The organism is Spirosoma aureum (assembly GCF_011604685.1).
Classification (GTDB): domain Bacteria; phylum Bacteroidota; class Bacteroidia; order Cytophagales; family Spirosomataceae; genus Spirosoma; species Spirosoma aureum.
Map to the genome: position 1 here is coordinate 1437436 of NZ_CP050063.1, position 24377 is coordinate 1461812.

Consider the following 24377-nt stretch of genomic DNA (forward strand, 5'->3'; position numbering starts at 1 on the left):
CTAGTAACCGCATACTAAAAATTCTGGTAGTCGGCTTGATGCCAGAATTTATTTTGCATGGTAACGCCTGATTAACCCGCTGTTTATAAGGATGATTATTTATGAAAAAGCCACCGACTATTCCTGAGGATGAACTGGTTGAGGCTCTGAAAGCCCGTAGCCAGAAGGCATATTCTGTTTTATACGACAGGTATGCGCCTACCTTGCTGGCTATTATTTGCAAAGTAGTGAAAGATAATGATGAAGCCGAAAATGTTCTTCAGGATACATTCGTAAAAATATGGAGACACATTGATAGTTATGATGCCAGTAAGGGACGGCTTTTTACGTGGATTCTAAACATTGCCCGGAATACAGCCATCAATTTCCTGCGTTCGCAACGAAATTCGGATCATACCGACATCCAAACGCTGGCCGATAGTGTACATACGGATAGGAACGCTATATCCGATGCAATCAATGTTAATCACATTGGCGTGAGCGACACCGTAGCTCGGCTCGAACCGAAACTTCGCCAAATGATTGACCTGATTTATTTTGAAGGCTATACTCAGCAGGAGGTAGCCGACCATTTGAAAATGCCATTAGGTACGGTTAAAACCCGAACCCGTATGGCATTGCAACAACTGAAAGACCTATTTGACCGATGAGATTTAACGAGCAGGAATACCTCCAGTCCGATCAACTTGAACAGTATTGTTTAGGATTACTTAGCCCTGATGAAGCTGCGGAGGTAGAACAGTTAGCGCGTACTTATCCGGCCATTCGCGACGAGCTGGACCGGCTTACGTTGCTATTGGCCGATTATGCTATCGACGAACCCGTTACGCCCAGCCCGGTTCTGAAAAGCCGGGTGATGATGACATTGAGCCAACTAGGAGAAGCGCCAACGTTCGATCTGAACAATTTACCGCTCATTAATGCCTTCTCTGATGCTGATCAGTGGCAACGGACGGTTGAAGCGATTCAGCCTCCTGAAACGTATCGAAATATTTTTGGCCATGTGCTCCGGCAGGATCAGGAAGCAGAGCAGTTTTTAGTGTGGGTGCGCCACACCATCAATCCAGAAGATCATCACGATGAGCAGGAGAGTTTCCTGATTCTGGAGGGTCGTTGCGAATGCTCCATCGGCGGAGAGCTGGTGCAACTGTCGGCGGGCGATTACCTGTCGGTTCCGCTTGATCTGGAGCATACCGTTCGGGTTATTTCCGAAACACCCGTTAAAGCCATCATTCAGCGGTTGAAGGCCGTATAACGTAGGTTGTCAGATCGTTTTTTGACGGTAGCAGCAACACCCGAACGTCCAGAACTTTCGGGGTGCTCCTTTTCATCCAGCAGCTACAATTTCCAGAGCGGGTGAGATTAAAGGCACGCGGACCAGAAACTTCTCGTCGTCGTGGTGTACTATAACCGACGAATGATCCAGTAGCTTATACTTCATCATGATGTTCTGCAAACCGATCTGATTAGACGGAACGGCCAGTTTCTTTTTCTGCAAATTGTTTTCCACATATAGGTTATTGTCCTGGGTGTAGAGCCTGATTGTCAGCGGGCGATTCACCGAAATGACGTTGTGTTTAATTGCATTCTCGAAAAGAATCTGTAGTGTCAGCGGTGGAATCAGGTAGCGCATGTAAGTTCCTTCTACTGTATTCTCCATAAAAATGCCGTCCCCGTAGCGGGTTTTAAGCAAGTGGAAATAGGCATTAATGAATGAGATTTCGTCAATGAGCGGGCACAGATCACGATTATTCTGCTGGAGCAAATAGCGGTATACCGACGAGAGTTCATCGAGAAATCGCTCGGCCTGTTCGGCATCGCTTGTGATCAGCGATGATAACGAGTTCAGGTTGTTGAACAGGAAATGCGGATTTATCTGGGTTTTCAGTGAATCGAGCTGACTTTGAAGATTCACTTTCTTTAGCTCCTGTGCTTCGGTAAACGATACTTTCCAGCGTTGATAGAGATAAACTCCTTCGTAGTAGGCCGCAACCTGGATCGTTCCGACGACCGATACGAGCGTATTGAAAAAATAGGGCTTAAAAAGCAGATAGTCTTCCGATGGCCAGAGGCCTATGATGTGGTAGAAAAACGTTTGCGTAATCCGGATGATGCTCGAAAAAATAAAAAACCACATGAGCTGATACAACACCCGCTGGCGGGTTTGGGCGAGTTCGGGATAATGCCGGCGCGACAGGATAATGCCCCATCGGTTCAGTTCCCAGACAATAATGGTCCCCAAAGTGAAAAAGAACGGAATACGCCAGTCGTCGGGGTAGGGCATGTTGGTATAGCCATACATCATCCACTGACCCGCCAGAGCCAGCAACGGAACGCCGACAATGCGCATCCACTTATCGTTCAGTTTCTGCATTTTATCTGCTTAGCCATTCGGTAAATTCGCTGGCACGGTCGCGATTCACTAGTACTTCGTGTTCTATTTCGGGATTCAGGTCTATTTTAAGCCGCCCGTTCAGAGAGTGATGAATGCGTGAAACGGCCATTGGCTGAACAAGGAATTCGTCATTAAGACGGAAAAAGAAAGCGGGGTCAAGTAAGTTCTCCAAATCGTTGAGGCCATACTCAATCAGGTAACTGGTTTTGTTTTTGCCACACAGATAGGTTGCATTACCTCTGGTATAAAAATAGGCAATATCAGCTGTATCAATGGGAATCATTTGCTGGTCATGGTTTACCAGAAACTGACTCCTGACGGTTTCCTGCCAATTCTGTTTTTTGAGATCATCGATAAGAAGACCAATATCGATTGCGGTAACATGCCTTACTACGGATGCCTGTTGAAATTTATGGAGTGCCTGCTCTAATTCGTCTTTTTTAATGGGTTTAAGCAGATAATGAAGGCTGTTACCCCGGAATGATTTAATCGCAGATTCATCATAGGAGGTAGTGAAAATAACCGGGCAAGTGATCGTGACCAGATTGAAGATTTCAAAGCTCTGCCCGTCTGCCAGTTCAATGTCCATCAAAATCAGGTCGGGCTGAGGGTGCGTCTGGAGCCACTCAACGGTCGATTCAATACCATCGGTAACGCCGATTACGTCAGCAGAATACTCGCTCAGGCTCAGCAACTTCATTAATTTCTGAACGGCCAGAAATTCGTCCTCAACAATCAGGATGTCCATAGTTCTAAAATTATACGCCTTTGAATTAAAGACCAATTTTCTCCCCGAAAAATGCACTGGGCGGTAAGGCGGGATAAATTGGGTATGAACCGTAATTCTGACCAATTGGATTGAAAAACGTATCGTCAACATGGCTTGTTTTGGCAAGAATAGCAGGTTCTGATTGTGCCGATAGATTCCTTCGTATTGCGATTCAATGGGTAGTTTTCGTGGGTTATACAATGAATGCTACCAGTTGTTCATTGACGATGGTTAGCCGTATTGAAGGCACCTACTTTTGTATCGTTCAATTGAACAAGAAACAAACAACAACAAATAAGCTAATGAAAACTTTCCTCTATTCTGTAGTATTGGCGCTGATTTTACTCGGTGCGTTTTGTGGACTTCTGCTTCTTACGGCCCAATCAGCCAATGCCCGTCCAACGGGTGATCGTCCTGACGAAGCATTTCGGACTGCCGTTTTTAAAGCACATAATCAAGCCATGGTTTATGTGCTGGTTGATAAGCTTAACCATCAACCTAGTATTATTGAAATTAAAAACAAGAATGGCCAACTGGTATGGAATCAGGTCGTTTCTAAAAAAACAACCAAATTCCGACTCAAATTAAACCTGACTGAACTGCCCGACGGTCAGTATACGGTTTCGGTTGTCAGCGGTAAGGATAAAATGGATTATCCCGTTTTGTTGTCAACTTCGGCTCCGATCGATGCTAAACGCGAGCTTGAAGTCAACTAGTTGACGATGTGGCTACAATAAATGTAGCTCAACGCAGATCCTCAATAACTAATCAGCCACCCTGCTAAGCCAGGTAGCGGCTGATTTTTTTCTGTTTAGGAGTAAGGGGGAGATGTGAATTGGCGCTATTTCCTGAATTGAAAATCGCCCTTGTATGCCTGGTCCGCTAAAACCTGCATCACTTTTTAAGCCGTTGCCATAGGCGTCGGGGCTTAGTTAGCAGATAGTTATAACGCTGGATAGAGAAAAACAAATTGCTGAAATCCAATACTGTATCGCTGGTGTAAATAGTAGTGAAATTCATTTTCTCCTAAACTATTTCGTTTAACCAATGAAAACGACACACACTAAGTCTACACTCCATTCAGGGCAACGTATTCCGATAACTGTATTGCTATGGGACATTGCCGGGCTAATGATTTATGGGGGCATTGCCTCATTTCTATGCTGAATCTGAATCTGAATCACCTTACTTCAATCTCATCCACCATTAACTGTGCTGCCTTGCCCGGATTACGTAGTCCGGCGGGTACCCGCCCGATGTTCCGGGCAATGATCCGTACGTAGCGGGCTGTGGTAGGGGAGAAGTCGAACGGTAATCGTACAAAGCCTCTTTTTCCCGCTTCGGCGGGATTGGTTTTGGCCGTGAGTACGAGCTGGAACGTTTTTCCATCTTCCGAAACTGAGATTTCAACCTGTTTGGGTAGACAAATATTCTTAGCGGTGTATTTCAGGAAACCCACCCGCACGCCCTCTATCGACTGTGACTGGCCAAGGTCGATCACGGCGTTGATATCATTGCTGAACGACACGACACCAGCTACTTCATAGCCTCCCATGCCGCCAGTAACGCCATCGGTCAGGCTGTAGTTTTTGTCGGGTCGCCCGGCGCTGGGCGCATTCAGAAGGGTGTATGGCTTTCCGGTCGCTTTCGAGACGATATAATCTTTTCGCATTTTGGCCAGCTGACTCAATGCCGATCCGTCGGCAAACGTTGCCGCTCTGATCGTTGTTGATTTGTCTAAAACAAGCGATCTTTCGTATTGGAGCGATTCGTCGGAAGGGATGCTACCGTCGAGTGTGTAGCGAATTTGGGGAGCCTGTTTGTCGGCCGATAGCGAAACGTCAACCTTTCCATCGCCCGTTGGTTTAGCAGAGAACGAAACGTCATAAATCGTGCGGGCATACGTAACGTTCAGCGTAGATAAACGCTCAAAGAGTACAGGTAATCGCCGGGTGAAATCCTCATAGTTTTTCTGGTTCAGCGGGGTCCAGACTACTTCGGCAAGGGCAGCGGCTCTGGGCCAGAGCATATAGTTCAGTTGGTCCCAGGTACTGATGTATTCGGTCCAGATATTACCTTGTGCTCCCAGAATGTGAGTGGCTTCCGTGGTCGTTAGTTCGGGCGGTGTGGGGTTATAGGAATACACTTTAGCCAGGGGTAATGAGCCGCCAAATCCCGTTGGTTCCTGCGCCGGATCACCCTGAAAATGATCAAAATAACAGAACTGACCCGGTGTCATAATAACATCGTGCTGTTGGCGGGCAGCCTGAATACCGCCTTTTATGCCACGCCAGCTCATGACGGTAGCGTTGGGTGAAAGTCGAATCGCTGGTCCGTTTCCCTCCAGAATCTCATCCCAGCCAATTATTCGTCGACCTTTTGAGGTCACAAATTTGTCGATGCGGTTAATAAAATAGCTTTGCAGACCATTCTCATTTTTCAGCCCTTCGCGCTTAATCAGCTGCTGGCAAAAAGCATTCTTTTTCCAAACCGTTTTAGGGCATTCATCCCCCCCGATATGAATGTATTTACCCGGAAACAGATTTATTACTTCCGTCAGCACATCCTGCAAAAACGAGAATGTTTTTTCCGTTGGGCAGAATACATCATCAAAAACGCCCCATTTGGTCGCTACCTGATAAGGGCCGGGGGAGCAGGCCAGTTCAGGATATGCAGCCAAAGCGGCCAGCGCATGACCAGGCAATTCGATTTCCGGCACCACATTTATATACCTTGAAGCGGCATAGCGAATAACTTCGCGAATCTCGTCCTGTGTGTAATAGCCACCATACGGTTTTCCATCAAATACCTGAGGATCATAATCATCGTAGTGGCCGACGATGGTTTCGCGACGTTGCGCACCGATCTGCGTTAGTTTCGGGTACTTTTTAATCTCAATTCGCCAGCCCTGATCATCGGTTAAGTGCCAGTGGAAGTTGTTAAACTTATGCATGGCCATCAGATCCAGGTATTTTTTGATCAACGGAACCGGAAAGAAATGCCGGCCAACGTCAAGGTGTAGCCCACGGTAACTATAGCGTGGCCGATCCTGAATGCGGCAGGCCGGAATCGAAAGCGTGGTTAAGTTTGTGGCTGGTACTGGATGTTTTGTGGCAAAAACTGCCGGTGGAAGCAATTGATACAGGGTTTGAACGGCGTAAAAAAAACCTTTAGAACTCGACGCTTCAATGGTTATGAGTTTGTTGGTGGCGTCGATCCGGTAACCTTCATCGCCAAGGGTAGTATCGGGAGAAGGGATGAACTCAATCAGATTTTCTGGCACCGTCAATTTATTGACATTGCGCACTGACAGGTTCATGCCGGTGCTACGATTCATGTGATTTGCCAATGTGTCGACTACTGCTTTAAGATCGGGCTGGCCAAACGGCACGCCAATGGTAGTCGAACGACTGATGATAAACTCACCGGCACGGGGTTCGAGCTGGGCTGGACGAGGAATAATCGAGTAACGCTCAATCGATTGGCCAAAGGCGGATGTCACCACCCAAAACAGGCCGAAAAACACAACAAGACGATTCAACATAAATACAACAAGAATGGCAGGTAGTAACCTATGGCATCAACGTGTAATGGTATTCAAACCATATATACGCGCCATATCCAGTAAACTTCTTCTGGAAAGCCATATTGTTTTGTCAATTTAGTGACGAGGACGTTTTAGGTGATTTTCGCCGAAATGCTTTGACTAAAAAATAGATGCCTCCTGCAAAAGCGCCTAATGCCAGTAAGCCAACTAATGCGGCCGCAAGCCCTTGATTGGAGCAACTTAAATTACAGGCTAAACCAGCCCCCAGAAAGGCCAGGCCTACACCTAGTAGAAAAAGGAGAATGTTGGCTACCGTATCGGTATTTGCCGGATGTTGATTGGATTTTTGGCGGGATAACCGTCGCTCTTCGCGTAGTGCTTTACGGGTGAGACGTGTGCTTCTATGGTTATCGGGATTTATCTCTTTCTGGTTTTCTGTTCCATCGATGGCGCCTTCGATCCGACTACTAGCTGCCCATACTGAGAAGCTGTTTTTATGAGGAGTGACGAAATGTTGACAACGATTACCCAATACTATAAACAGTAGGAAACTGGCTGTAAACAAATAGAATGAGCTCCGTACCCGTAAGTCATAGCTTCCTGTTTTTGTCAAAAATGGTGTTGCTGATTGGCGAAAATAGTTTTTCTCAATGGCTAAAGCCCCCATCGCAATGGCAAGTACACTAAGCTCAATGAGCAAATCTGGAAGTGCCATAAGGATGCGAAAGCCAAAACGTATGCCTATCCAGCCTTTTATAATTTCCAGAATAATGATCAGCGAGATAGCCGACCATGAATGCTGGCGAGCCCAGTATGACAGTTTTTTCATTTTTTGCGTGGCCTATGGATCGTTTGATCGTGAATAGCTGTGGTGTATATTGGCTAATAAATGTAAATAATATAACTTATCTTATTCTATGGTTTTAGAAAAGAATAGCATGGTTAGGTTCGCAACGCCACTTTCTGTTCAAAATGAATCTGAAAATACCCTTTTTATCCTTACTGTTTTCAGTCTATCCTTCGAGCTTTATTAATGCTCAAATCTCTGGTAGCCCAGCCACCGCCGAGACTCACCATTATGCCATTGAAATGGCCGGAATCCGCGTTGGAACGATGACTGCTATTCGCCAGCCACAGGCGGGTAATCATACGACTTACACGCTTATCAGCGATGTGAACGTGTCATTATTGGTGTATACTGTAAAAATTTATTACAAGGTCATTAGCCAGTTCGAGGGTAAAAAACTAATGCTGTCAACCGTCGAAGCGCACACAAATCGTGGTAATTATGCATCACGGACTGAATGGAAAGGTGATCATTACGACATCTCTGCCGATCAATACAAGTACAAACGACAGGCAACGGAGTCGCAAAACATTGATTTTTCCGTTTCCTCATTGTACTTTTACGAACCAGCTGGACGCAGCAGGGTGTACGCCGAGTACTTTGGCGATTATTTTGCCTTTACTCAAAAGGCTACCGGAACATACCGCGCTATGCTGAATGACCGGGAAGATGAGTACTTCTACCAGAATGGTCGATTGGTAAAGGTGATTAAACATAACTCAATAAAGAATTTTGTAGTGCGGCTGCTGGATTAGTGCAGCAAAGACAGAACAGGAAGAGGAGCGAGATGCCGCAGAGTATCGATTGCCGTTCAACGTGAACGGCCGGAAAGCGTACCAATCGTACCCACTGTTGTCAATGACGAAACTGATCCTGATGGTTACAGCCGGAATCGGCTGCTTAATCACCCTTGCCAGCCTGTCGGCCGTTGCCCAAACCAGCCATTTTCTAGCGCTTAATACGAGCAATCTGTCCTCTGAAACTTCATTTTCTTCCCGACTTGACCTTGAGAAGGTTGTTAATTTTTGTGGAGAAAATCTGCCTACAAATCACCCGACGATTTCTACGAACTGGACCCGAACGCTTATTCGGCAAGCTGCATTGGCCAGTAGCCTGACTTTGCTTAAACGCAGGGCTGCAGTCGTGTTTCCGCTGATTGAACCAATCCTTAAACAGTATCGAATTCCGTCTGATTTTAAGTTTTTGCCACTTCTTGAAAGCGCGGTAACAAACCGGGCTGTATCGCGAAAAGGCGCAGCTGGTTTCTGGCAACTAATGCCTCAGACAGCCCAGTCGTTGGGATTGAGCGTATCGCGTCGCCATGATGAGCGGTTTAACCTTCGCAAAGCAACTCATGCTGCCTGCCGCTATCTCAATGAATTGTATGATCAACTGGGCTCCTGGATGCTGGTCGCAACAGCATACAATGCTGGGCCGAATTATATCCAGCAATTGAGCCGTAAACATCCCGATGTGCATCCAATGGCTTTGCCCTACCGGACCGCCGAAACCAGAGCCTATCTATTTCAGACTGTGGCAATTAAAGAATTACTTACCCGGCCAGAAGCTTATCCTGACCACTTAAGCAGTCATCATATTGCGGCTCTGAGTGATTCTGAAACGCCCGTTCCTTCCTCGGAGCGAGCGTCTATTCTGGCATCATTCGACATAGATGAGGCTACGATGTCGGCTGCTGTTGAAGGCCAGTCAGAAGATATAGAACTGGCCTTTGTTGCGGATTCCACCACAACAGTTGTCTTGTTAACTGAAGATGAGCCTTCTCCTGATGGAGTAGAATCAGCAAATTCGGCAGGTAGTCCGATTGATGCCCCGCAGAAACTAAATAGTGTTCAACCTGTTTCACCCGAGGTAACGGCTCAGCCAGACCGACTGGTTACCAGGAGTTTAAGCGAGGGTTCTTTGGCTGAAGGGCAGTTTTACATATTCCAGGTTGTGCAGCCTGTTACAATCAATGAACGGACGTTTGCCGTTGGCGATGTAATTCATGCCCACGTCGAATTGGTTGATGCGGCATCGGGGCGCGTTTTTTTGCGTACAGACCGGCTTATAACTGCACAGACCCAGGAAACGATTCCGTTAAAATTAGTCGCTACCGAACAGCCCAGGCATCCGGGTGTCGCTGTTCCATCCCGGATTGATGGGTGGCGACTGACGTGGGAGCAACTTTAGTTTTTGATCTAGTACTAATGGCAACGGGGTGATTGAATTTAGCTAAATTCAATCACCCCGTTGCCATTAGTACCCGTTTTTTCAATGAACAACCTCTTGACTAGCCAGCACTTTAGGCCCCTGTCGGTTGATTTCTGATACGTATGCTTCACTGGTGATGCTCGCCGACAGGAACGCCTGTTGCATGGCCGCGCCAACATGCTCGGCGGTCAGGGCGTCACGGCTAAGCGCAAACATCGATGGGCCTGAGCCCGAAATGCTGCATCCGAGCGCACCGTTCTCCAGCGCAGCCTGCTTCACTTCATTAAATTCCGGAATCAGTATCGAACGCACAGGTTCAATAATGACATCGACCAGCGATCGACTGATCAGCCCATAGTCGGGTGTCATCAAACCTGCAATCAGGCCGGCCACGTTACCCATCTGTATGATTGTGTTCTTCAGCGAGACTTCATTTTTCAGAATGAACCTCGCATCTTTCGTATTAACTTCAATGTCAGGATGAACGATTGTACAGAATAACGTTGCCGGCGTTTCAATGCGAACGACATCAAGCGGTTGATAACTCCGGATAACAACAAAGCCGCCCAGCAGAGACGGCGCTACATTGTCGGCGTGGGCTGAACCACAGGCGATGCGCTCACCCTCCATAGCGAAGGGTAATAATTTTATCGTTGGCAACGGCCTGCCAAGCAATTCATTGATGGCATAAACACCAGCTACAGCGCTGGCTGCACTAGAGCCTAATCCACTGCCGAGCGGCATTTGTTTACGCAGCACGACATCAACACCAACGTCTGTTCGGTTAATGTGCTGAAGGTACGACTGAATGGCGATGCCAGCCGTATTGCGGCCTGTCTCGCGAGGTAGTCGGCCTTCATCACCAATAATGTCGGTAATACGAACCCCTGGTTCTGGGCTGGCAGTCAGGGTAATCTGGTCGCCGGGATTATCGACGGCAAAACCAAAAATATCAAAGCCGCAAGCCACATTGGCTACGGTAGCAGGAGCAAATACTGTAATTGAATCCACGATGGAAGAGGGAGCAACGTCGTCACAAATTTAGCGTTTTAGGCCGGAAAATCAATTTTGTGGATTCTCTGTCTAAAAGAAGGTAGGCAGACAACCTATTTTTTATCAAAGGTTTAGCGAGCTGAGTTATCAACTCGTTCAGGGTTTGTTGTAGTAGCACTTTGGTCAGCCAGGAATTTGCCGAAATATTAATCATGTATTAGTCGTTTAATGCTATAGTTCTACTATGGATTTAAAATCGTTATTCTGTTTTTTTTATACATGTGTGGGGATAGTTGCCCTACATGCCTGCACGGGTATTGGTCCCGCTACCACTTTATTTCGTCCATCGTCACCGCATGAACAGTACGGACAATCGCTGAAAGCCGCCAAACTTGATCAAACGGCACTGGGCGCTGATTGGGTTGCAGCTGGCGAACGGGCGTTACAGGATTCGCTTACAATCTCGATTCCGTATCGTGAGCGGGGTTATTTTTCGGCTAATAAACCCACTGCGGCTGGTTACCGGATGAGTGCCCAGCGTGGCGATCGTTTTCTGGTACGTGTTGAAACGCAGGGCCAGAAAGATGTGCAGGTATTTATTGATGTTTTCGCTTTAGACGACCGCAACCGGACCAGCCTGGTAGCGGCCTCAAAAGCCGATACAAACGTACTGGCCTGGGAACCCCGGCGGACACAGAATTTTCTGATTCGTATCCAGCCTGAATTACTGAGAAGCGGTAGCTATACTGTTTCTGTTACGCGGGAACCAGCACTTAGCTTTCCCGTTCAAGGCCGGGATAGCCGACAGATCAGCAGCTTTTTTGGTGCATCGCGCGATGCAGGGCGCAGGCGACATGAAGGAGTCGACATTTTTGCACCCCGAGGAACACCTGCTGTAGCATCGGTTGATGGCATTATTACGAGCGTTAGTACAAACAGCTTAGGCGGCAATGTGGTGTTCTTGTCAGACAATCAACGTAATATTCGATTGTATTATGCTCACCTTGATCAATGGAATGTCAATGCAGGACAGCACGTAACCATAGGTGATACAATTGGGTTTGTTGGCAATACGGGAAACGCCCGTACAACAGGACCTCACCTTCATTTTGGTATATATGGCTTTAGTGATGGAGCCACAGACCCCCTTCCCTTCATCCGGCTCGGTCGCGGCCCAGCTCGTCAGGCGCTGCTGCCTGTATCTCGATTAGGTGATTCAATACGGGTTTCGGCGGCCCGTACCTTTGTTCGATCTGCCCCTTCCAGCGATGCCAGCATGGTGAATGAACTGAGTAAATCGACGGCGTTGATGATTATTGGGGGTACTGAAGCCTGGCTTCGTGTTGAACTCCCCAATGGGCAAACTGGCTATGTGGCCAGTAATACAACTGAACCCGTGAAACGTCCGCTTCGTCACTGGTCACTTACTTCACCATCTGATTTGCTGGATGCGGCCGACAGAAGGGCAGGTGCTATGAAGACATTACCAGCCGGTTACGCTGTTGATGTACTGTCTACATATGCTGGTTTTCAACTCGTTCGTGGTATTGATGGGCAGACAGGCTGGTTAGCGCCTACAACCGCTCCGTAAACGTGGTATAAATTATTATTTAGAAGTGCTCTAAATTACGAGTTGCTTTGTATCTTTGTGCATCATTTAGCGTGATCATGACGAGTAACCTACCGGCAACGTACCAGGTAATATTTAAGACAGATAAAGGGGTTGTTTATCAGTGCGATGCAACGAATCGGCTGATCCTGGAGTTCTGGGACACCCACACAGCACTATCAGCGCGCGATTTTACCCAATTTCGGCGCATGGTCGAAACGGTCGACATTCGACAGATGGCTCTGAGCACTGATGCGGCTTATGATCTCGAGATTTTGACACCACCCCGCTCTGAGCGCTGCTATGTACTTACCCTCTGTGAAATTGTTCACTTGCGTGAATTGCTTAATGGAGCTAAACTTATGCTGGAACTTAACGCCATGCTTCGTGAGTGTGGCTGTTCGTTAGCAGAATAACTATATATAGACTTCTTCTAAATTTTCTGATAATCAACCGGCTGTATAACAATGGCCGGTTTTTTGTTGTTTTTTTGTTACTAAATTATCTCACCGCATACGGTAGCACACTATGAAAGACCTAGCAAGACTTCGTACGTCAATCAAGGAAAGCGTCGAATTAGCCCTAAACCAGCAGATACAAATGGAACTGATTTCGTCATCGAAATACCTGGCGATGGCGGGCTGGTGCGACCGTAACGGGCTGGACTATAGCGCGGGCTTCTTCTACAAACAGTCGGAAGAAGAGCGTAAGCATGGCATGAAACTTTTTCATTATCTCTGTGATCAGGGAGCAACGGCTTATTCGCCTGAAATACCAGCAGTAGGTCAGGAGTTTGATTCGTTGCGTACGGTATTCGAAGCCGCATTGGACCAGGAAATTGCGGTTACGGATTCAATCAATCGCATTATCGGTATCTGCCGTCGTGAAAACGATTATGCTACCGAAGAACTCCTGAAATGGTATGTGAAAGAACAGATGGAAGAAGAGTATATCGCCCGTCGTTGTCTTGATCTCTTCGATCAGATTCCTGCCGATCAACTCTATTATCTGGATAAAAAAGTATCAAGCGTTACTTACCCCGAAAACGTTTTTGAAGGGTAATTTTCGTGAAAGAACAAACAGAAGCGGCACTCTATCCGGGTGCCGCTTTTTTGTTAGAGGGAAGGTGAACTATGGTCAATACAGTGACAGAATGATTAGTTTAACACAGTACACTGTAGACCGGCTCGTGTCAGAAGTCGGATTATGTCGGACTCGGTGAGTGATTTTGTTTCGATTCGCAGGACGCAATCGCAATCCTCAAGATCAATGCTCCAGCGACATACGGCGTCGGCAGATTGCCCCTGCAGTTTGCACAACTGACAGGCTGCCTGATGGATTCGTTGGTCGGTATTGATGTTGGTTCGGAAAACAAGCACGTTTAGCATACTCCATATCGGGTTAGTTCTGTGCGTTGCGGAGCATTTCGAACCAGTGCAGCCGGGCTACGGCCTGGTTGAGCATCTTTTTCAGTTCAGTTAGTTCATTCACTCGAAAACTGAAACTCAGGTATCGGGAAGGAGTACTTAGATGAATGCGGTCTTCGTGCGGATGAACATCGAAATACGCCTTCGTATCAATGCTTCTTACATTCCATTCCAAAGTCAGAAAATCGTCGTAACAAAGCCATTGCGTGATGTTATTGAATTGTAAAGCGATATTATGTGTATTATCAGACGCCGTATGCCCATAGAGCACAATGCGTCCACTAGTCGATTCTGATAAAAGGTGACATTGACATAGCATACGAGTTGAGTTTTATAGCCAGAATGTTCTGTGTATACAGCTGCATCGCAGCAAACTGGTGTGCAGTGGCTGGTTGAGGACACTGTTGTTGATTGCACAAACCTATTAGTTGTTTATAATGATTCCAAATAATGTGATTGATTATTTGGAATCATTATAAACAAATATAGTTTTACGACCTTAGTTTACTGATCACATAAAGCAGTTTTTATCATGCACGTGACTTTGTTTACTTCATTGTTATTGCTGGGGTTGAGTCATGTTATAGCACAACCCCGACCTGAAGATGTTGCAGCTATTAAAGGCCAATGTGGTTGCCATGATGTAACCTTTTTATACGCAGAAACCTTTGCCCCTGACAAGGCTTACTCCTTCAAAGATCGCTATGCGGCTAAAGGCATCGAGTGGGTATTTGTTGAAGAAGAATCCGGCCCGGCAGATCGACCCACTAAAGTGGTGATTCAGCACCTGTTGGTTATTGGTGATACACTCGTCATTAAACACTGGCGGGAAGACTGGCTCTATCAGAATACAAGTCTGCTTAAGTTTGATCAGAGTGCATCCTGGAAGCGGGCTGATATTACGACGGCGCAGGCTAAAGGGCAATGGACGCAGAAAGTATTTGAAGTAGATGATAGTCCGCGTTATGAAGGATCAGCCACCTGGATTCATGCTGACGGTCGGCATTATTGGGAAAACACGGCTGATGCTCCGTTGCCGCGCCGGGAATACACCAAACGCACAGATTATAATGTCATGCGCCGGACGAATCACCATGAAATCCAGCCAGATGGCTATATCCATGAACAGGATAACGACAAGATTATTCGGTCCGAAGCGGGTGATCAGCTAGTTGCTTCAGAAAAAGGCCTTAATACGTACCACCGGATCGACGAAAAAAAATGCCAGGCCGCCAAAGTCTGGTGGGCTAAAAACAGAGCTTATTGGGCTGATGTCAGGGCTGTCTGGAATGAGGTCTTAACGAATCGAAAAGTCGTTGCTATTAAAGGACAGGTAAAAGGCAATGTGTTAAGCCGTGATCTGGACGAATTGGAAAAAGCGTATCAGAAACAACCTGTTGCATCGGAAGCGAACAAACAGCTCATTCATCAGACGATAGAACAATATTTAAAGTAGCGTTTCTCATGATTTGGGTATAGAAATAGAAACCTCAGCCGATGCACATCTTATTTGTCAGGAGTATTCTGGCTAACAACTCGTACCGAATCACTGACAGAGGAAGAATTCCAGGACGTATCAACTGGCGCTTTGACCTCAACGGTATCACAGTCTTCAAGGCGTTGTTGTAAATTTTTAATCTGACCTTCCTGCTGGGTAAGGTTCCGTCGAAGGTCCTGCGTAGCATCCTCAAGCCGCTGATGCCTGTGATAAGCCACAGCGAGCAGTGCTGCGATGCCTAATAGCAGAACAAATACTACGGTCAGAAGTGAATAAACAACTCCTCGGCTTGCAGCAGTCATGAGGTGTAGGCGGGGTACAGGGGAAAGCTGCAAATAAACAAAAAGCTACGGCCATAAAAAAGCCTATAACTGGAATGAGTCATAGGCTTTTTTACTTAAGTAACAGAAACGCTTACCGTGCTGCGCCGTAGTCCTGACCGGCACTCTCTGGGAAGTTCTTCATAATACTGGTTACTGTTTCGCGGAAGGTCTGATCGCGATCACGTTCTTTATTCCGGTTATTGAGCTGACCCGTTGCCCAGCCCTGCCAGATGATATCGTTCGTGCGAGCATCCGAAACATTAACTACAACACGGTTTTCTTCATATTGCCGTGAGTAAACGTTATTTCCCATACCACCATACCACCACGAATAGGGCGAGTACATGTTATTCGACTGGATCTGTTGACGATCACGCGAGTCCGTGAAGAAACGGACAATGAGGTCGGCTTCACCCTGGGTTACAGGCTTGTATCCACGAGCTTTAAGTGACTGATCCAGTGCATCAGCAATCCTGCGTTGATTCAGGTTACTGCCTACAATTGGATCGGCGTTACGCTGACGATCGGCTTCAATGCGGTAGGTTGCAAATTGCCGAACGTTCACTTTAGGGTCATAGTCATACTTAACCGTAATGGCCGGAGCGCAGGACGCCAGCGTACCGGCGATAAAAAGACTGCTGATTATGCCTTTGAGTTTCATTTGGTTTGAATCGTTATGTGCTGTCAAATCGATTAGTTAACGCTGAGAAATCCGTCGTTCGTATATGACAATTGAATAACTAAATAAAGAAACAATTCGTTCCGATTTCTGAACGTAAAGTAGATGAATAGAATGATCGTAAACAACTGATAATCAACAATTAATTATATTTTAATTGACAGGTAATTTTGGCGTTCTCAATACGTTATTCTGTTCGTCGCCAGAACGGTTTACCCGCGGATTTAGTATAAAAAAAACACGGCCGAGCCAGCCGTGTTTTTCCATAATCCAGAAAAAAGTTTTAAGCACTGGCCAGAGCCTCGGCACCACCCACGATTTCGAGAATCTCGGTCGTGATGGCTGCCTGACGAGTCCGGTTATAAACCAGTCGGAGTTCTTTCAGAAGCTCTCCAGCGTTTTCAGTCGCTTTATCCATGGCTGTCATCCTTGCTCCGTGTTCCGAAGCATTAGAATCCAGTACGGCTTTGTATAATTGAATCTTCAGCGTTTTCGGTATCAGTTCAGTAATGATTTCTTTTTCCGATGGCTCGAAGATGTAATTAATGGCCGGAGCGGTCGAGCCTGCCGGAGCTTCTGTTGCCACAATCGGCAGCATTTGCTCTGTTCGCACGATTTGCATGGCCGCATTTTTGAACTCGTTATAAATGACTTCTACAACGTCGTATCTGCCATTGGCGAAGCCGTTCATGGCTTCTTCTGCGGCAGTACGTACGGTAGCGAAACTCAGAGAGCCGAATGCATCTACGTGTGACGTATTAACTTTAAAGCCCCGGCGCTGGAAAGCTTCTGCCCCCTTTTTGCCAATGGCCATGATTTCGACGTTACCCGAACGAGCCTGCGACGCATACTTTTCATCAATTACAGTCAGTGCGGCTTTGACAACGTTTGTATTGAACGCCCCGCACAATCCGCGATCCGACGTGATAACGATCAGGAGTACCCGTTCAACAGGACGTGCCTGTTTGTAGGGGCTTTCTGACGCGGTTTCTGCACCCGCCGATACTGTGCCAAGCATCTGACTCAGTTTCTTCGCGTAGGGGCGGAGTTGCGTAATGTTATCCTGGGCCCGACGTAACTTGGCAGCCGCTACCATCTTCATGGCTTTGGTTATCTGCTGCGTTGAATTGATCGATGTTATCCGGGCGCGTACTTCTTTTAGTGATGCCATAGCTAGTTTTCAGTTTTCGGTTCTCAGTTTTCGGTTGCTGATACCAGAATGAACCTATGCGGTCAGCAAACCGAAAACTGAAAACTGAAAACCAGTTTAGTATTGTGCCGACAGATCAGCAGCTACTTTCTTGAGCGCAGCCGTTGCTTCATCGGTAAGCTTACCCGCCCGGAGGTCATTAAGAACCGCCGGATACTGGGCGTTCAATACCATGGCGAACTCACTTTCAAATGCTTTCACTTTATTGACGGGAACCCGGTCGAGTAGCCCATTCGTAGAGGCATAGATAATCGCTACCTGCTGTTCTACCTGAACCGGCGAATACTGAGGTTGTTTCAGTATTTCCTGATTCCGGCGACCCCGCTCGATCGTCAGTTTCGTCGACGCATCAAGGTCTGAACCAAACTTGGCAAAGGCCTCCAACTCACGGAACTGGGCCTGATCAAGTTTTAAAGTACCAGCCACTTTCTTCATCGATTTGATCTGAGCGTTACCACCTACGCGTGATACCGAAATACCTACGTTGATGGCTGGCCGGATTCCTGAGTTGAACAGGTTCGACTCCAGGAAGATCTGCCCGTCTGTAATCGAAATTACGTTGGTTGGAATATAAGCTGATACGTCACCAGCCTGCGTTTCGATGATTGGAAGAGCCGTTAATGAACCACCACCTTTTACTTTATCCTTCAGGGAAGGCGGCAGGTCGTTCATGTTTTTAGCGATCTCGTCGTTCGAGTTGATCTTGGCGGCCCGCTCCAGTAGCCGACTGTGCAGGTAAAATACGTCACCTGGGTAAGCCTCACGGCCTGGTGGGCGACGCAGCAGCAATGATACTTCGCGGTAAGCAACGGCCTGTTTCGACAAATCGTCATAAACAACCAGAGCCGGGCGGCCTGTGTCGCGGAAGTACTCACCGATGGCGGCACCCGTAAACGGCGCAAAGAACTGCATTGGTGAAGGGTCCGATGCGTTGGCCGACACGATGACCGTGTAGTCCATAGCACCTGCCTTACGCAGCGTTTGCTCTACCTGCTTTACGGTTGATGCTTTCTGACCGCAGGCAACGTAGATACAGAATACAGGCTGACCTTTATCGTAGAATTCTTTCTGGTTAATGATCGTATCGATGGCCACGGCAGTTTTACCTGTCTGACGGTCACCGATGATCAATTCGCGCTGACCACGGCCGATGGGAATCATAGCATCGATCGCTTTGATCCCTGTTTGCAGTGGCTCATTTACGGGCTGACGGAAAATAACACCCGGCGCTTTCCGTTCCAGAGGCATTGGAAACAGGTCGCCCTGAATGGGGCCCATACCGTCAATTGGATGGCCAAGCGTGTTTACAACCCGACCGAGGATGCCATCGCCAACGTTTACATAAGCGATCTGATCGGTGCGTTTAACGGTATCGCCTTCTTTAACGTCCGAATAATCGCCGAGCAATACAGCTCCAACGTTATCTTCTTCGAGGTTCAGCGCCATAGCCTGAAGCCCGTTGTTGAACGACAGTAGTTCACCGGCCTGCACCTTCGAGAGGCCGTAGATACGCGCTACGCCGTCGCCGATTTGCAGCACCGTACCGACTTCTTCGAGTTCAGCCTCGGTTTGTGTACCGGCTAACTGCTGGCGCAGAATGGCTGATATCTCGTCGGGTCTTACGGATTCCATATAAGTAGGATGAAATTTAGAGATTGATTTTCGGCCGCAAAGGTACGATTAAAATTTGATAAAAATGCGATGATTTTTATAATCAACGGCTGAATGTTAGACTTTTCCGATAAACCGCTATATAATATCTAAACCATTGAGCAAACAATTAAACCGTTTGTCCAAATTTGGAGTATTTTAAGAAAGTAAGATTAGCAAAAGCAGACAGTTTGCGCTACTTTTATAGGCTATACAGAATAGTCTTTTTAGGGTAAAATACAGTACCTTGCGCGTTAAGGAGCAGGGTTAAATTTTAGTGAAAGTGTTGTTCTCCAAACTTTTCTGCTATCTGTTCACGTTTTATCAATAAATCAGTTTAGTGCATATCACTCCGTTTTTAGTTCGCATGAAGTTCAACCAATGGATGCTGGCCAGTATTGCGTCAGCTGTTTTTGTCGCCGGTGCTGCGACTGCCCAAGTTAAAAAGCCAGCTGTTAAAAAGCCCGTTGCGGCTAAGCCCGCTTCTGCCGCTAAACCAGCCACAACTGGTGCCTTGGTATCATCTCAGGATTCAATTAGCTATAGTATTGGCCTTTTTATGGCGCAAAATCTGAAACAGCAAGGCATGACCGACCTGAATAGCGCTTTACTCACACAAGGTCTTGAAGATGCATTACAAGGGCAAAAGACGAAATTGTCTCAGGAACAGGCAGGCCAGCTACTGAATGCATATGCCCAAAAACAGATGGCCGTTCGGAATGCCGAAAGCCTGAAAGTTTCTTCTGAAAATAAAAAGATTGGTACCGCTTTTCTGACCGAGAATAAAGCGAAGGCAGGTGTAGTGACAACAGCTAGTGGATTACAGTATTCTGTTGAAAAAGAAGGAACCGGTGCTAAACCAACAGCCACGGATCGTGTTAAAGTACATTATACGGGTCGATTGCTGGACGGAAAAGTATTCGATAGCTCCGTTGAACGTGGTCAGCCTGCCGAATTTGGCGTGAACGAGGTCATTAAAGGATGGACAGAAGCGCTCCAGTTGATGCCGGTTGGTTCTAAATGGAAACTGTACATTCCTTCAGATCTTGCTTACGGCGATCGGGGAGCTGGTGCTGATATCAAACCAGGCTCAACACTGGTCTTTGATGTCGAATTGCTTGATATTGTTAAACAATAAGTGAATGGTGAATAAACGAATGGGTGAATTCGTACGGAATACAGACTTAATTCACTCATTCGCTCATTTATACATTCGCAATTAACTTGGGTAATGTAGATGAAGAAGTATCTGGTGACCCTATTGCCCGTGCTGATGCTAAGCTTTCAGCCGGATTCGCCTTCAGGAGCTTCCACTCCGGGCGGTGCACCCCTTCAGGGGGCGCTAACGTCGTCTCCAACAGACGACCTGAAACCATCTATCTCGCAGGAGAAAGTAGAAACGTTAGTGGCTAAACTCTTAACGACCTACCATTACCGCAAGGTGCGCCTGAACGATTCGCTGTCATCCGTCGTATGGGATAATTATTTGAAAGAGGTCGATAACAGCAAAACATACCTGCTGGCGTCAGATGTAGCCGCTTTCGAGAAATATCGTTACCAGATTGACGATGCGCTCGTTAACGGTGATCTTACGGCGGCCTATGATCTCTACAATGTGTTCCGGAAACGCTACCAGGAGCGTAGCGATTTTATCAAGGATCAGCTTAAAAAACCATTCTCATTTACTGCCGACGAAACGTTCAATACCGATCGCGAAAAAGCCGCCTGGCCTAAAACGGTAGACGAACAAAATGAACTCTGGCGTAAGATTCTGAAAAATCAGGAGCTGGAACTCCGTTTGGGTAGCCGTAAGGATAGCGCCGTTACGGCCTTGATGACTCAACGCTACACGAACCTCGACAAAGCAATTAACCGCATTAAGAGCGCCGACGTGTTTCAAATGTATATGAACTCGTTTGCGGAGGCTCTTGACCCACATACAAATTACCTGTCGCCTACTAATGCCGATCGTTTCAATCAGGAAATGAGCCAATCGCTGGAAGGTATTGGCGCTATGCTTCGCGAAGACGGTGACTATATCCGTATTACCGATGTTCTGCCCGGTGGACCGGCTTTCAAGAGCAAACTGCTCAATAAAGACGATAAGATTGCGGGTGTAGCACAGGGCGATAACGGCCCAATGGTCAATACCATGAACTGGCAGGTCGATGATGTTGTCAAGCTCATCAAAGGACCCAAAGGTACCGTTGTTCGGTTGCAGGTTATTTCGCCTAATGCTTTGGCTGGTGCTCCCCCAAAAGAGATTCGGCTGGTACGTGAGAAAATTAAGCTGGAAGAGCAGCGCGCCAAGAAAGAAGTCATTGAAGTATCCGACAATGGTCGGCCTTTTAAGATCGGCGTTATCAACATTCCGATGTTCTATCGTGATTTTGAGGGAGCCCGGAAGCGCGAAGAAGGCTTTAGCAGCACAACAAGTGATGTTAAAAAGTTTGTAGAAGAACTGAAAGGCGAAAAAGTTGACGGTATTGTGATCGATCTGCGCGACAATGGGGGTGGTTCTCTGACCGAAGCCATTAACCTGACCGGATTGTTCATTCCGAAAGGCCCCGTAGTGCAGGTTCGTGAGTCAACAGGCGAAACAGAGGTATATACAGACCCTGATCCATCAGTAACTTACGATGGGCCAATGGCCGTGCTTGTAAACCGTTTCAGCGCTTCAGCTTCGGAGATTTTTGCTGCAGCTATTCAGGATTATAAGCGTGGTATTATTGTTGGTGGACAGACATTTGGTAAAGGAACCGTTCAGACCCTGATCGACCTGAATCAATGGTTGCCCAAAGAGCCGGAGAAAGTTGGCCAGGTGAAGATGACGATACAGAAATTCTATCGCATCAATGGTAGCAGCACACAGCATAAGGGCGTTACACCGGATATTGAACTCCCATCCGCTTTCTCGGCTGAAGAGTATGGAGAAAGCTCACAGCCAAGTGCGCTGCCCTGGGATCAGATTAACTCAACTCGCTATGAGCAATCGCATGGCCTGGACGATAAAATTTTAACCCGCCTGCGCGACCGTTTCGATCAACGCCTTAAATCAGATCCAGAATTGAAGCAGTTGGCTCAGGATTTGGCTGATTTCAAAAAAGCGAAAGAGAATACGGTTGTATCGTTGCAGGAAGCTAAGCGCCGGAAAGAACGGGATGAGGCTGAACGCAAGCGTGCCGCGGCTAATAAAGTTTCGCAGGTAACGGCTCCAGTGGACGAAACCGGATCACCTACTGCACCTAAGAAGAAAAAAGATCTGTATCTAACTGAGGCAGGTTTGGTGCTGGCAGATTACATTCTGGCAGTTAATAAATAACTCGGGTACGATTACCGGATCACTAAACGAAAACCCTGCATAGCAACCAGTTATGCAGGGTTTTCGTTTAGTGATCCGGTAAAATCAACAATAAAATGTGGTATTTCCTGATCAAGCAAGCAGATCTTGAAACGAGACAGTACCGGGCTTTGCAGAAAAAAGCCTCACTGACCGAAGTAGAGCTCTTTAATGAACCTTATGTGAACTGGTATATATTTTCAGTCGAGAAGGGATCTTACCCTGCTTTTATGAATTATCTTGACCTGGAGGGCATTAGCTATGACCTGAACGCTGATCGCCCTAGTAGAGACGAAATGCTGGCAGGCATGCGATAAGGCGCGCTGTAATCAGGTTGATTACAGCATTTATTTTTTCCAGATCAGCGCGTTAATGTTAGCACCTATTTTCTTTCCCTCAGCCAATCCTGTTTCATTATCCTGGCGGGTATGAATATTACCAAAGAAGCGCGAATCTGCCGATTCCTGAGCTGATTCCATAAACGATTTAAAGGATCGAGGCTTAAATTCAACATTTCGGCTTACGTCTTTTTCACGACCCACGTGCGAGTCGTCAGTAAAAGCGAAGTTATCGCCATATAGATCAGACAGAACTGTAGCCGCTGAAGACGATTGTGTTGCATGGCCTGATGGGTAGCCAGGAAAGGGCGGGGCCGGCCAGAATGGAATCCATTTTGGGTCAATAGCCAGCCGAACGTAGGTATAGGGACGGAGATTGTTATATACGAATTTACACCGCCAGCACAGAACAAAAGCATCAGAAACGGCAATGCCTGTTCTGGCGAATGTTTCGGCGGCTTTCGCCAAATTTGCTTTCGCCGTTTTCACCGCGATGGTAGCGATACTATATGAATGGCCCGGAGGAGTGAAGGTATCGGTTGGGTTATCGGCCCACCAAACGGCAATTTCTTTTTCTACCTGGGTTAAATTCTTCGATTTCGCATAAACATCGAGATACTGTGCGAATATTGATGACTTAACATCAGTAGAATACGACAACGGTTTAGGCATTGGTAAGTCGTTGTTCGCTTTTAAAAACGTTCGGTTCTGGCCCCAATATGGTTGCATTGGAATTTTTAACCCATTTTCGGTTGGTTGCCAGAGTCCAGGGCCAGTAGGTACCACATAACTAGCCGGGAAGTTTCGATTATAACCTTCATGCCCTCCGTCGGTTTTTGACCACTCAAAGAGTGCATCGGCTATCTTTTGTCCAAATGCGATTGATCGTTGATTGGCGGGCTCATCCGACTCTTTAAATTGAGCGTTCAAGACTTTCTCCAGAGAATCAATCAGTGCTTTATTGGCGGCCGACGTAGTGACGTATAAATTTCGAATGATGCTCGCTTGTGCCGCGTTGGCACTTAATGCCCAATTGTAGGTTTGATTTGCCTCGGGTAAGGGCAATGTCGTTAAACCCTGAAGCTGCCCGGCCAATGATTGATGGTCGGGCAGACCCGGAACAATCGCTTCATACATGGCTATCCCCGCATAGCCATACGCACGTGATGCTACCGTGGGTGAAAAACCGGCCGTTGTTTTTGTTAACTTCAGTTGGAGGCTTGCCCATTGAATGGCTACATCAGCACTATACTGATCAGCTGTTTTACCGGTTGGTGATCCAGTGCCCGGTTGGGTTGGGTCAACTGGTTGAACACGACAGGCATGGACAAATACAAGCATAAATGCTATTGCCCATATGCCGAGTCGTTGATAGATTTTACTTAATGACGGTGGTAAATAATCGTTCATACGCTACAAGTTGAAGTATTGATCAGTAACCACAAAAGCGTCGGATTACTTGAATATAGCTCCATTGTGCAATAATGTTGCCAGACGGCAGGGTAACATTATTGTTTTTATGACAACAAAATTCCGAAAGG

Annotated in this window: 24 protein-coding genes; 12 read left to right on the plus strand and 12 right to left on the minus strand. The window is 46.9% G+C overall.

Translation table 11 applies throughout. From position 1 onward, the window contains the following. Window positions 1-101 precede the first annotated feature (101 nt). Together G8759_RS05810 and G8759_RS05815 are read left to right on the plus strand one after the other, a co-directional pair. Window positions 102-650: an RNA polymerase sigma factor gene (locus tag G8759_RS05810; protein WP_167206065.1), complete on the plus strand. Its 549-nt coding sequence runs from the start codon at window positions 102-104 to the stop codon at window positions 648-650. Further along, on the plus strand, window positions 647-1255 hold the full coding sequence (locus tag G8759_RS05815) for a cupin domain-containing protein (RefSeq protein ID WP_167206067.1): 609 nt from the start codon (window positions 647-649) through the stop codon (window positions 1253-1255). Before G8759_RS05810 ends, G8759_RS05815 begins: the two co-directional genes overlap by 4 nt. Before the next feature lie 72 nt (window positions 1256-1327). On the opposite strand, the gene G8759_RS05820 is transcribed toward G8759_RS05815, so the two are convergent. Further along, complete coding sequence (locus G8759_RS05820; protein WP_167206069.1) at window positions 1328-2374, minus strand: sensor histidine kinase; 1047 nt, start codon at window positions 2372-2374, stop codon at window positions 1328-1330. A gap of 1 nt (window position 2375) precedes the next feature. Beyond that, window positions 2376-3143 (minus strand): LytR/AlgR family response regulator transcription factor, encoded by a 768-nt coding sequence (locus G8759_RS05825; protein WP_167206071.1) that lies wholly within the window; start codon window positions 3141-3143, stop codon window positions 2376-2378. A gap of 323 nt (window positions 3144-3466) precedes the next feature. Between G8759_RS05825 and G8759_RS05830 the strand changes: the two genes are divergently transcribed. Beyond that, on the plus strand, window positions 3467-3880 hold the full coding sequence (locus G8759_RS05830; protein WP_167206073.1) for a hypothetical protein: 414 nt from the start codon (window positions 3467-3469) through the stop codon (window positions 3878-3880). A 464-nt stretch (window positions 3881-4344) separates the two neighbouring features. Here G8759_RS05830 and G8759_RS05835 read toward each other — a convergent pair whose 3' ends face one another. Next, window positions 4345-6708, minus strand: a complete 2364-nt coding sequence (locus tag G8759_RS05835; RefSeq protein WP_167206075.1) for a glycoside hydrolase family 20 protein — start codon at window positions 6706-6708, stop codon at window positions 4345-4347. Window positions 6709-6820: 112 nt separating this feature from the next. Beyond that, window positions 6821-7540 carry a hypothetical protein gene (locus tag G8759_RS05840; protein ID WP_167206077.1) on the minus strand — a complete coding sequence of 240 codons (720 nt, stop codon included), beginning with the start codon at window positions 7538-7540 and terminating at the stop codon, window positions 6821-6823. A gap of 143 nt (window positions 7541-7683) precedes the next feature. Between G8759_RS05840 and G8759_RS05845 the strand changes: the two genes are divergently transcribed. Both G8759_RS05845 and G8759_RS05850 read left to right on the plus strand, forming a co-directional pair. Further along, a complete protein-coding gene (locus G8759_RS05845) occupies window positions 7684-8313 on the plus strand; it encodes a DUF6134 family protein (RefSeq protein WP_232074146.1) in 630 nt (209 codons plus the stop codon). A gap of 103 nt (window positions 8314-8416) precedes the next feature. Continuing rightward, a complete protein-coding gene (locus G8759_RS05850) occupies window positions 8417-9748 on the plus strand; it encodes a lytic transglycosylase domain-containing protein (RefSeq protein WP_167206079.1) in 1332 nt (443 codons plus the stop codon). An 81-nt stretch (window positions 9749-9829) separates the two neighbouring features. Here the strand turns inward: G8759_RS05850 and G8759_RS05855 are convergent, their stop codons facing one another. After that, window positions 9830-10780 carry a homoserine kinase gene (locus G8759_RS05855; RefSeq protein WP_167206081.1) on the minus strand — a complete coding sequence of 317 codons (951 nt, stop codon included), beginning with the start codon at window positions 10778-10780 and terminating at the stop codon, window positions 9830-9832. Between the two features lie 226 nt (window positions 10781-11006). Here G8759_RS05855 and G8759_RS05860 point away from each other — a divergent pair, with 226 nt between their 5' ends. The 3 genes from G8759_RS05860 to G8759_RS05870 all read left to right on the plus strand — a co-directional run bounded on the left by G8759_RS05860 (window position 11007) and on the right by G8759_RS05870 (window position 13433). After that, the gene (locus tag G8759_RS05860) at window positions 11007-12353 is read left to right on the plus strand and encodes a M23 family metallopeptidase (protein WP_167206083.1); all 1347 of its coding nucleotides are present in this window, start codon (window positions 11007-11009) and stop codon (window positions 12351-12353) included. Window positions 12354-12430: 77 nt separating this feature from the next. Continuing rightward, window positions 12431-12787, plus strand: a complete 357-nt coding sequence (locus tag G8759_RS05865) for a DUF6686 family protein (protein WP_167206085.1) — start codon at window positions 12431-12433, stop codon at window positions 12785-12787. A gap of 112 nt (window positions 12788-12899) precedes the next feature. Next, entirely contained in the window at window positions 12900-13433 is a 534-nt protein-coding gene (locus G8759_RS05870; protein ID WP_167206086.1) for a ferritin, read from the plus strand. A 95-nt stretch (window positions 13434-13528) separates the two neighbouring features. Here the strand turns inward: G8759_RS05870 and G8759_RS05875 are convergent, their stop codons facing one another. Continuing rightward, on the minus strand, window positions 13529-13759 hold the full coding sequence (locus tag G8759_RS05875) for a hypothetical protein (RefSeq protein ID WP_167206089.1): 231 nt from the start codon (window positions 13757-13759) through the stop codon (window positions 13529-13531). Window positions 13760-13772: 13 nt separating this feature from the next. Further along, window positions 13773-14117 (minus strand): DUF6686 family protein, encoded by a 345-nt coding sequence (locus G8759_RS05880; protein ID WP_167206091.1) that lies wholly within the window; start codon window positions 14115-14117, stop codon window positions 13773-13775. Between the two features lie 213 nt (window positions 14118-14330). On the opposite strand from G8759_RS05880, the gene G8759_RS05885 reads away from it, so the two are divergent. Continuing rightward, window positions 14331-15254 carry a DUF6607 family protein gene (locus G8759_RS05885; protein WP_167206093.1) on the plus strand — a complete coding sequence of 308 codons (924 nt, stop codon included), beginning with the start codon at window positions 14331-14333 and terminating at the stop codon, window positions 15252-15254. A 50-nt stretch (window positions 15255-15304) separates the two neighbouring features. Here G8759_RS05885 and G8759_RS05890 read toward each other — a convergent pair whose 3' ends face one another. The 4 genes from G8759_RS05890 to atpA all read right to left on the minus strand — a co-directional run bounded on the left by G8759_RS05890 (window position 15305) and on the right by atpA (window position 19140). Further along, on the minus strand, window positions 15305-15598 hold the full coding sequence (locus tag G8759_RS05890; protein WP_167206095.1) for a hypothetical protein: 294 nt from the start codon (window positions 15596-15598) through the stop codon (window positions 15305-15307). A gap of 112 nt (window positions 15599-15710) precedes the next feature. Next, a complete protein-coding gene (locus tag G8759_RS05895; protein WP_167206097.1) occupies window positions 15711-16280 on the minus strand; it encodes a DUF4136 domain-containing protein in 570 nt (189 codons plus the stop codon). A 301-nt stretch (window positions 16281-16581) separates the two neighbouring features. After that, window positions 16582-17469 (minus strand): ATP synthase F1 subunit gamma, encoded by an 888-nt coding sequence (gene atpG, locus G8759_RS05900; protein WP_167206099.1) that lies wholly within the window; start codon window positions 17467-17469, stop codon window positions 16582-16584. A gap of 96 nt (window positions 17470-17565) precedes the next feature. Then, window positions 17566-19140, minus strand: coding sequence for a F0F1 ATP synthase subunit alpha (atpA, locus tag G8759_RS05905; protein WP_167206101.1), 1575 nt, complete (start codon window positions 19138-19140; stop codon window positions 17566-17568). 385 nt (window positions 19141-19525) lie between these two features. Between atpA and G8759_RS05910 the strand changes: the two genes are divergently transcribed. The 3 genes from G8759_RS05910 to G8759_RS05920 all read left to right on the plus strand — a co-directional run bounded on the left by G8759_RS05910 (window position 19526) and on the right by G8759_RS05920 (window position 22815). Next, window positions 19526-20296: an FKBP-type peptidyl-prolyl cis-trans isomerase gene (locus G8759_RS05910; RefSeq protein ID WP_317166768.1), complete on the plus strand. Its 771-nt coding sequence runs from the start codon at window positions 19526-19528 to the stop codon at window positions 20294-20296. A 99-nt stretch (window positions 20297-20395) separates the two neighbouring features. Further along, window positions 20396-22480, plus strand: a complete 2085-nt coding sequence (locus G8759_RS05915) for a carboxy terminal-processing peptidase (RefSeq protein ID WP_167206103.1) — start codon at window positions 20396-20398, stop codon at window positions 22478-22480. A 95-nt stretch (window positions 22481-22575) separates the two neighbouring features. Then, entirely contained in the window at window positions 22576-22815 is a 240-nt protein-coding gene (locus G8759_RS05920; protein WP_167206105.1) for a hypothetical protein, read from the plus strand. A 30-nt stretch (window positions 22816-22845) separates the two neighbouring features. Here the strand turns inward: G8759_RS05920 and G8759_RS05925 are convergent, their stop codons facing one another. Beyond that, window positions 22846-24177 (minus strand): vanadium-dependent haloperoxidase, encoded by a 1332-nt coding sequence (locus G8759_RS05925; RefSeq protein WP_232074297.1) that lies wholly within the window; start codon window positions 24175-24177, stop codon window positions 22846-22848. Window positions 24178-24377 lie beyond the last annotated feature (200 nt).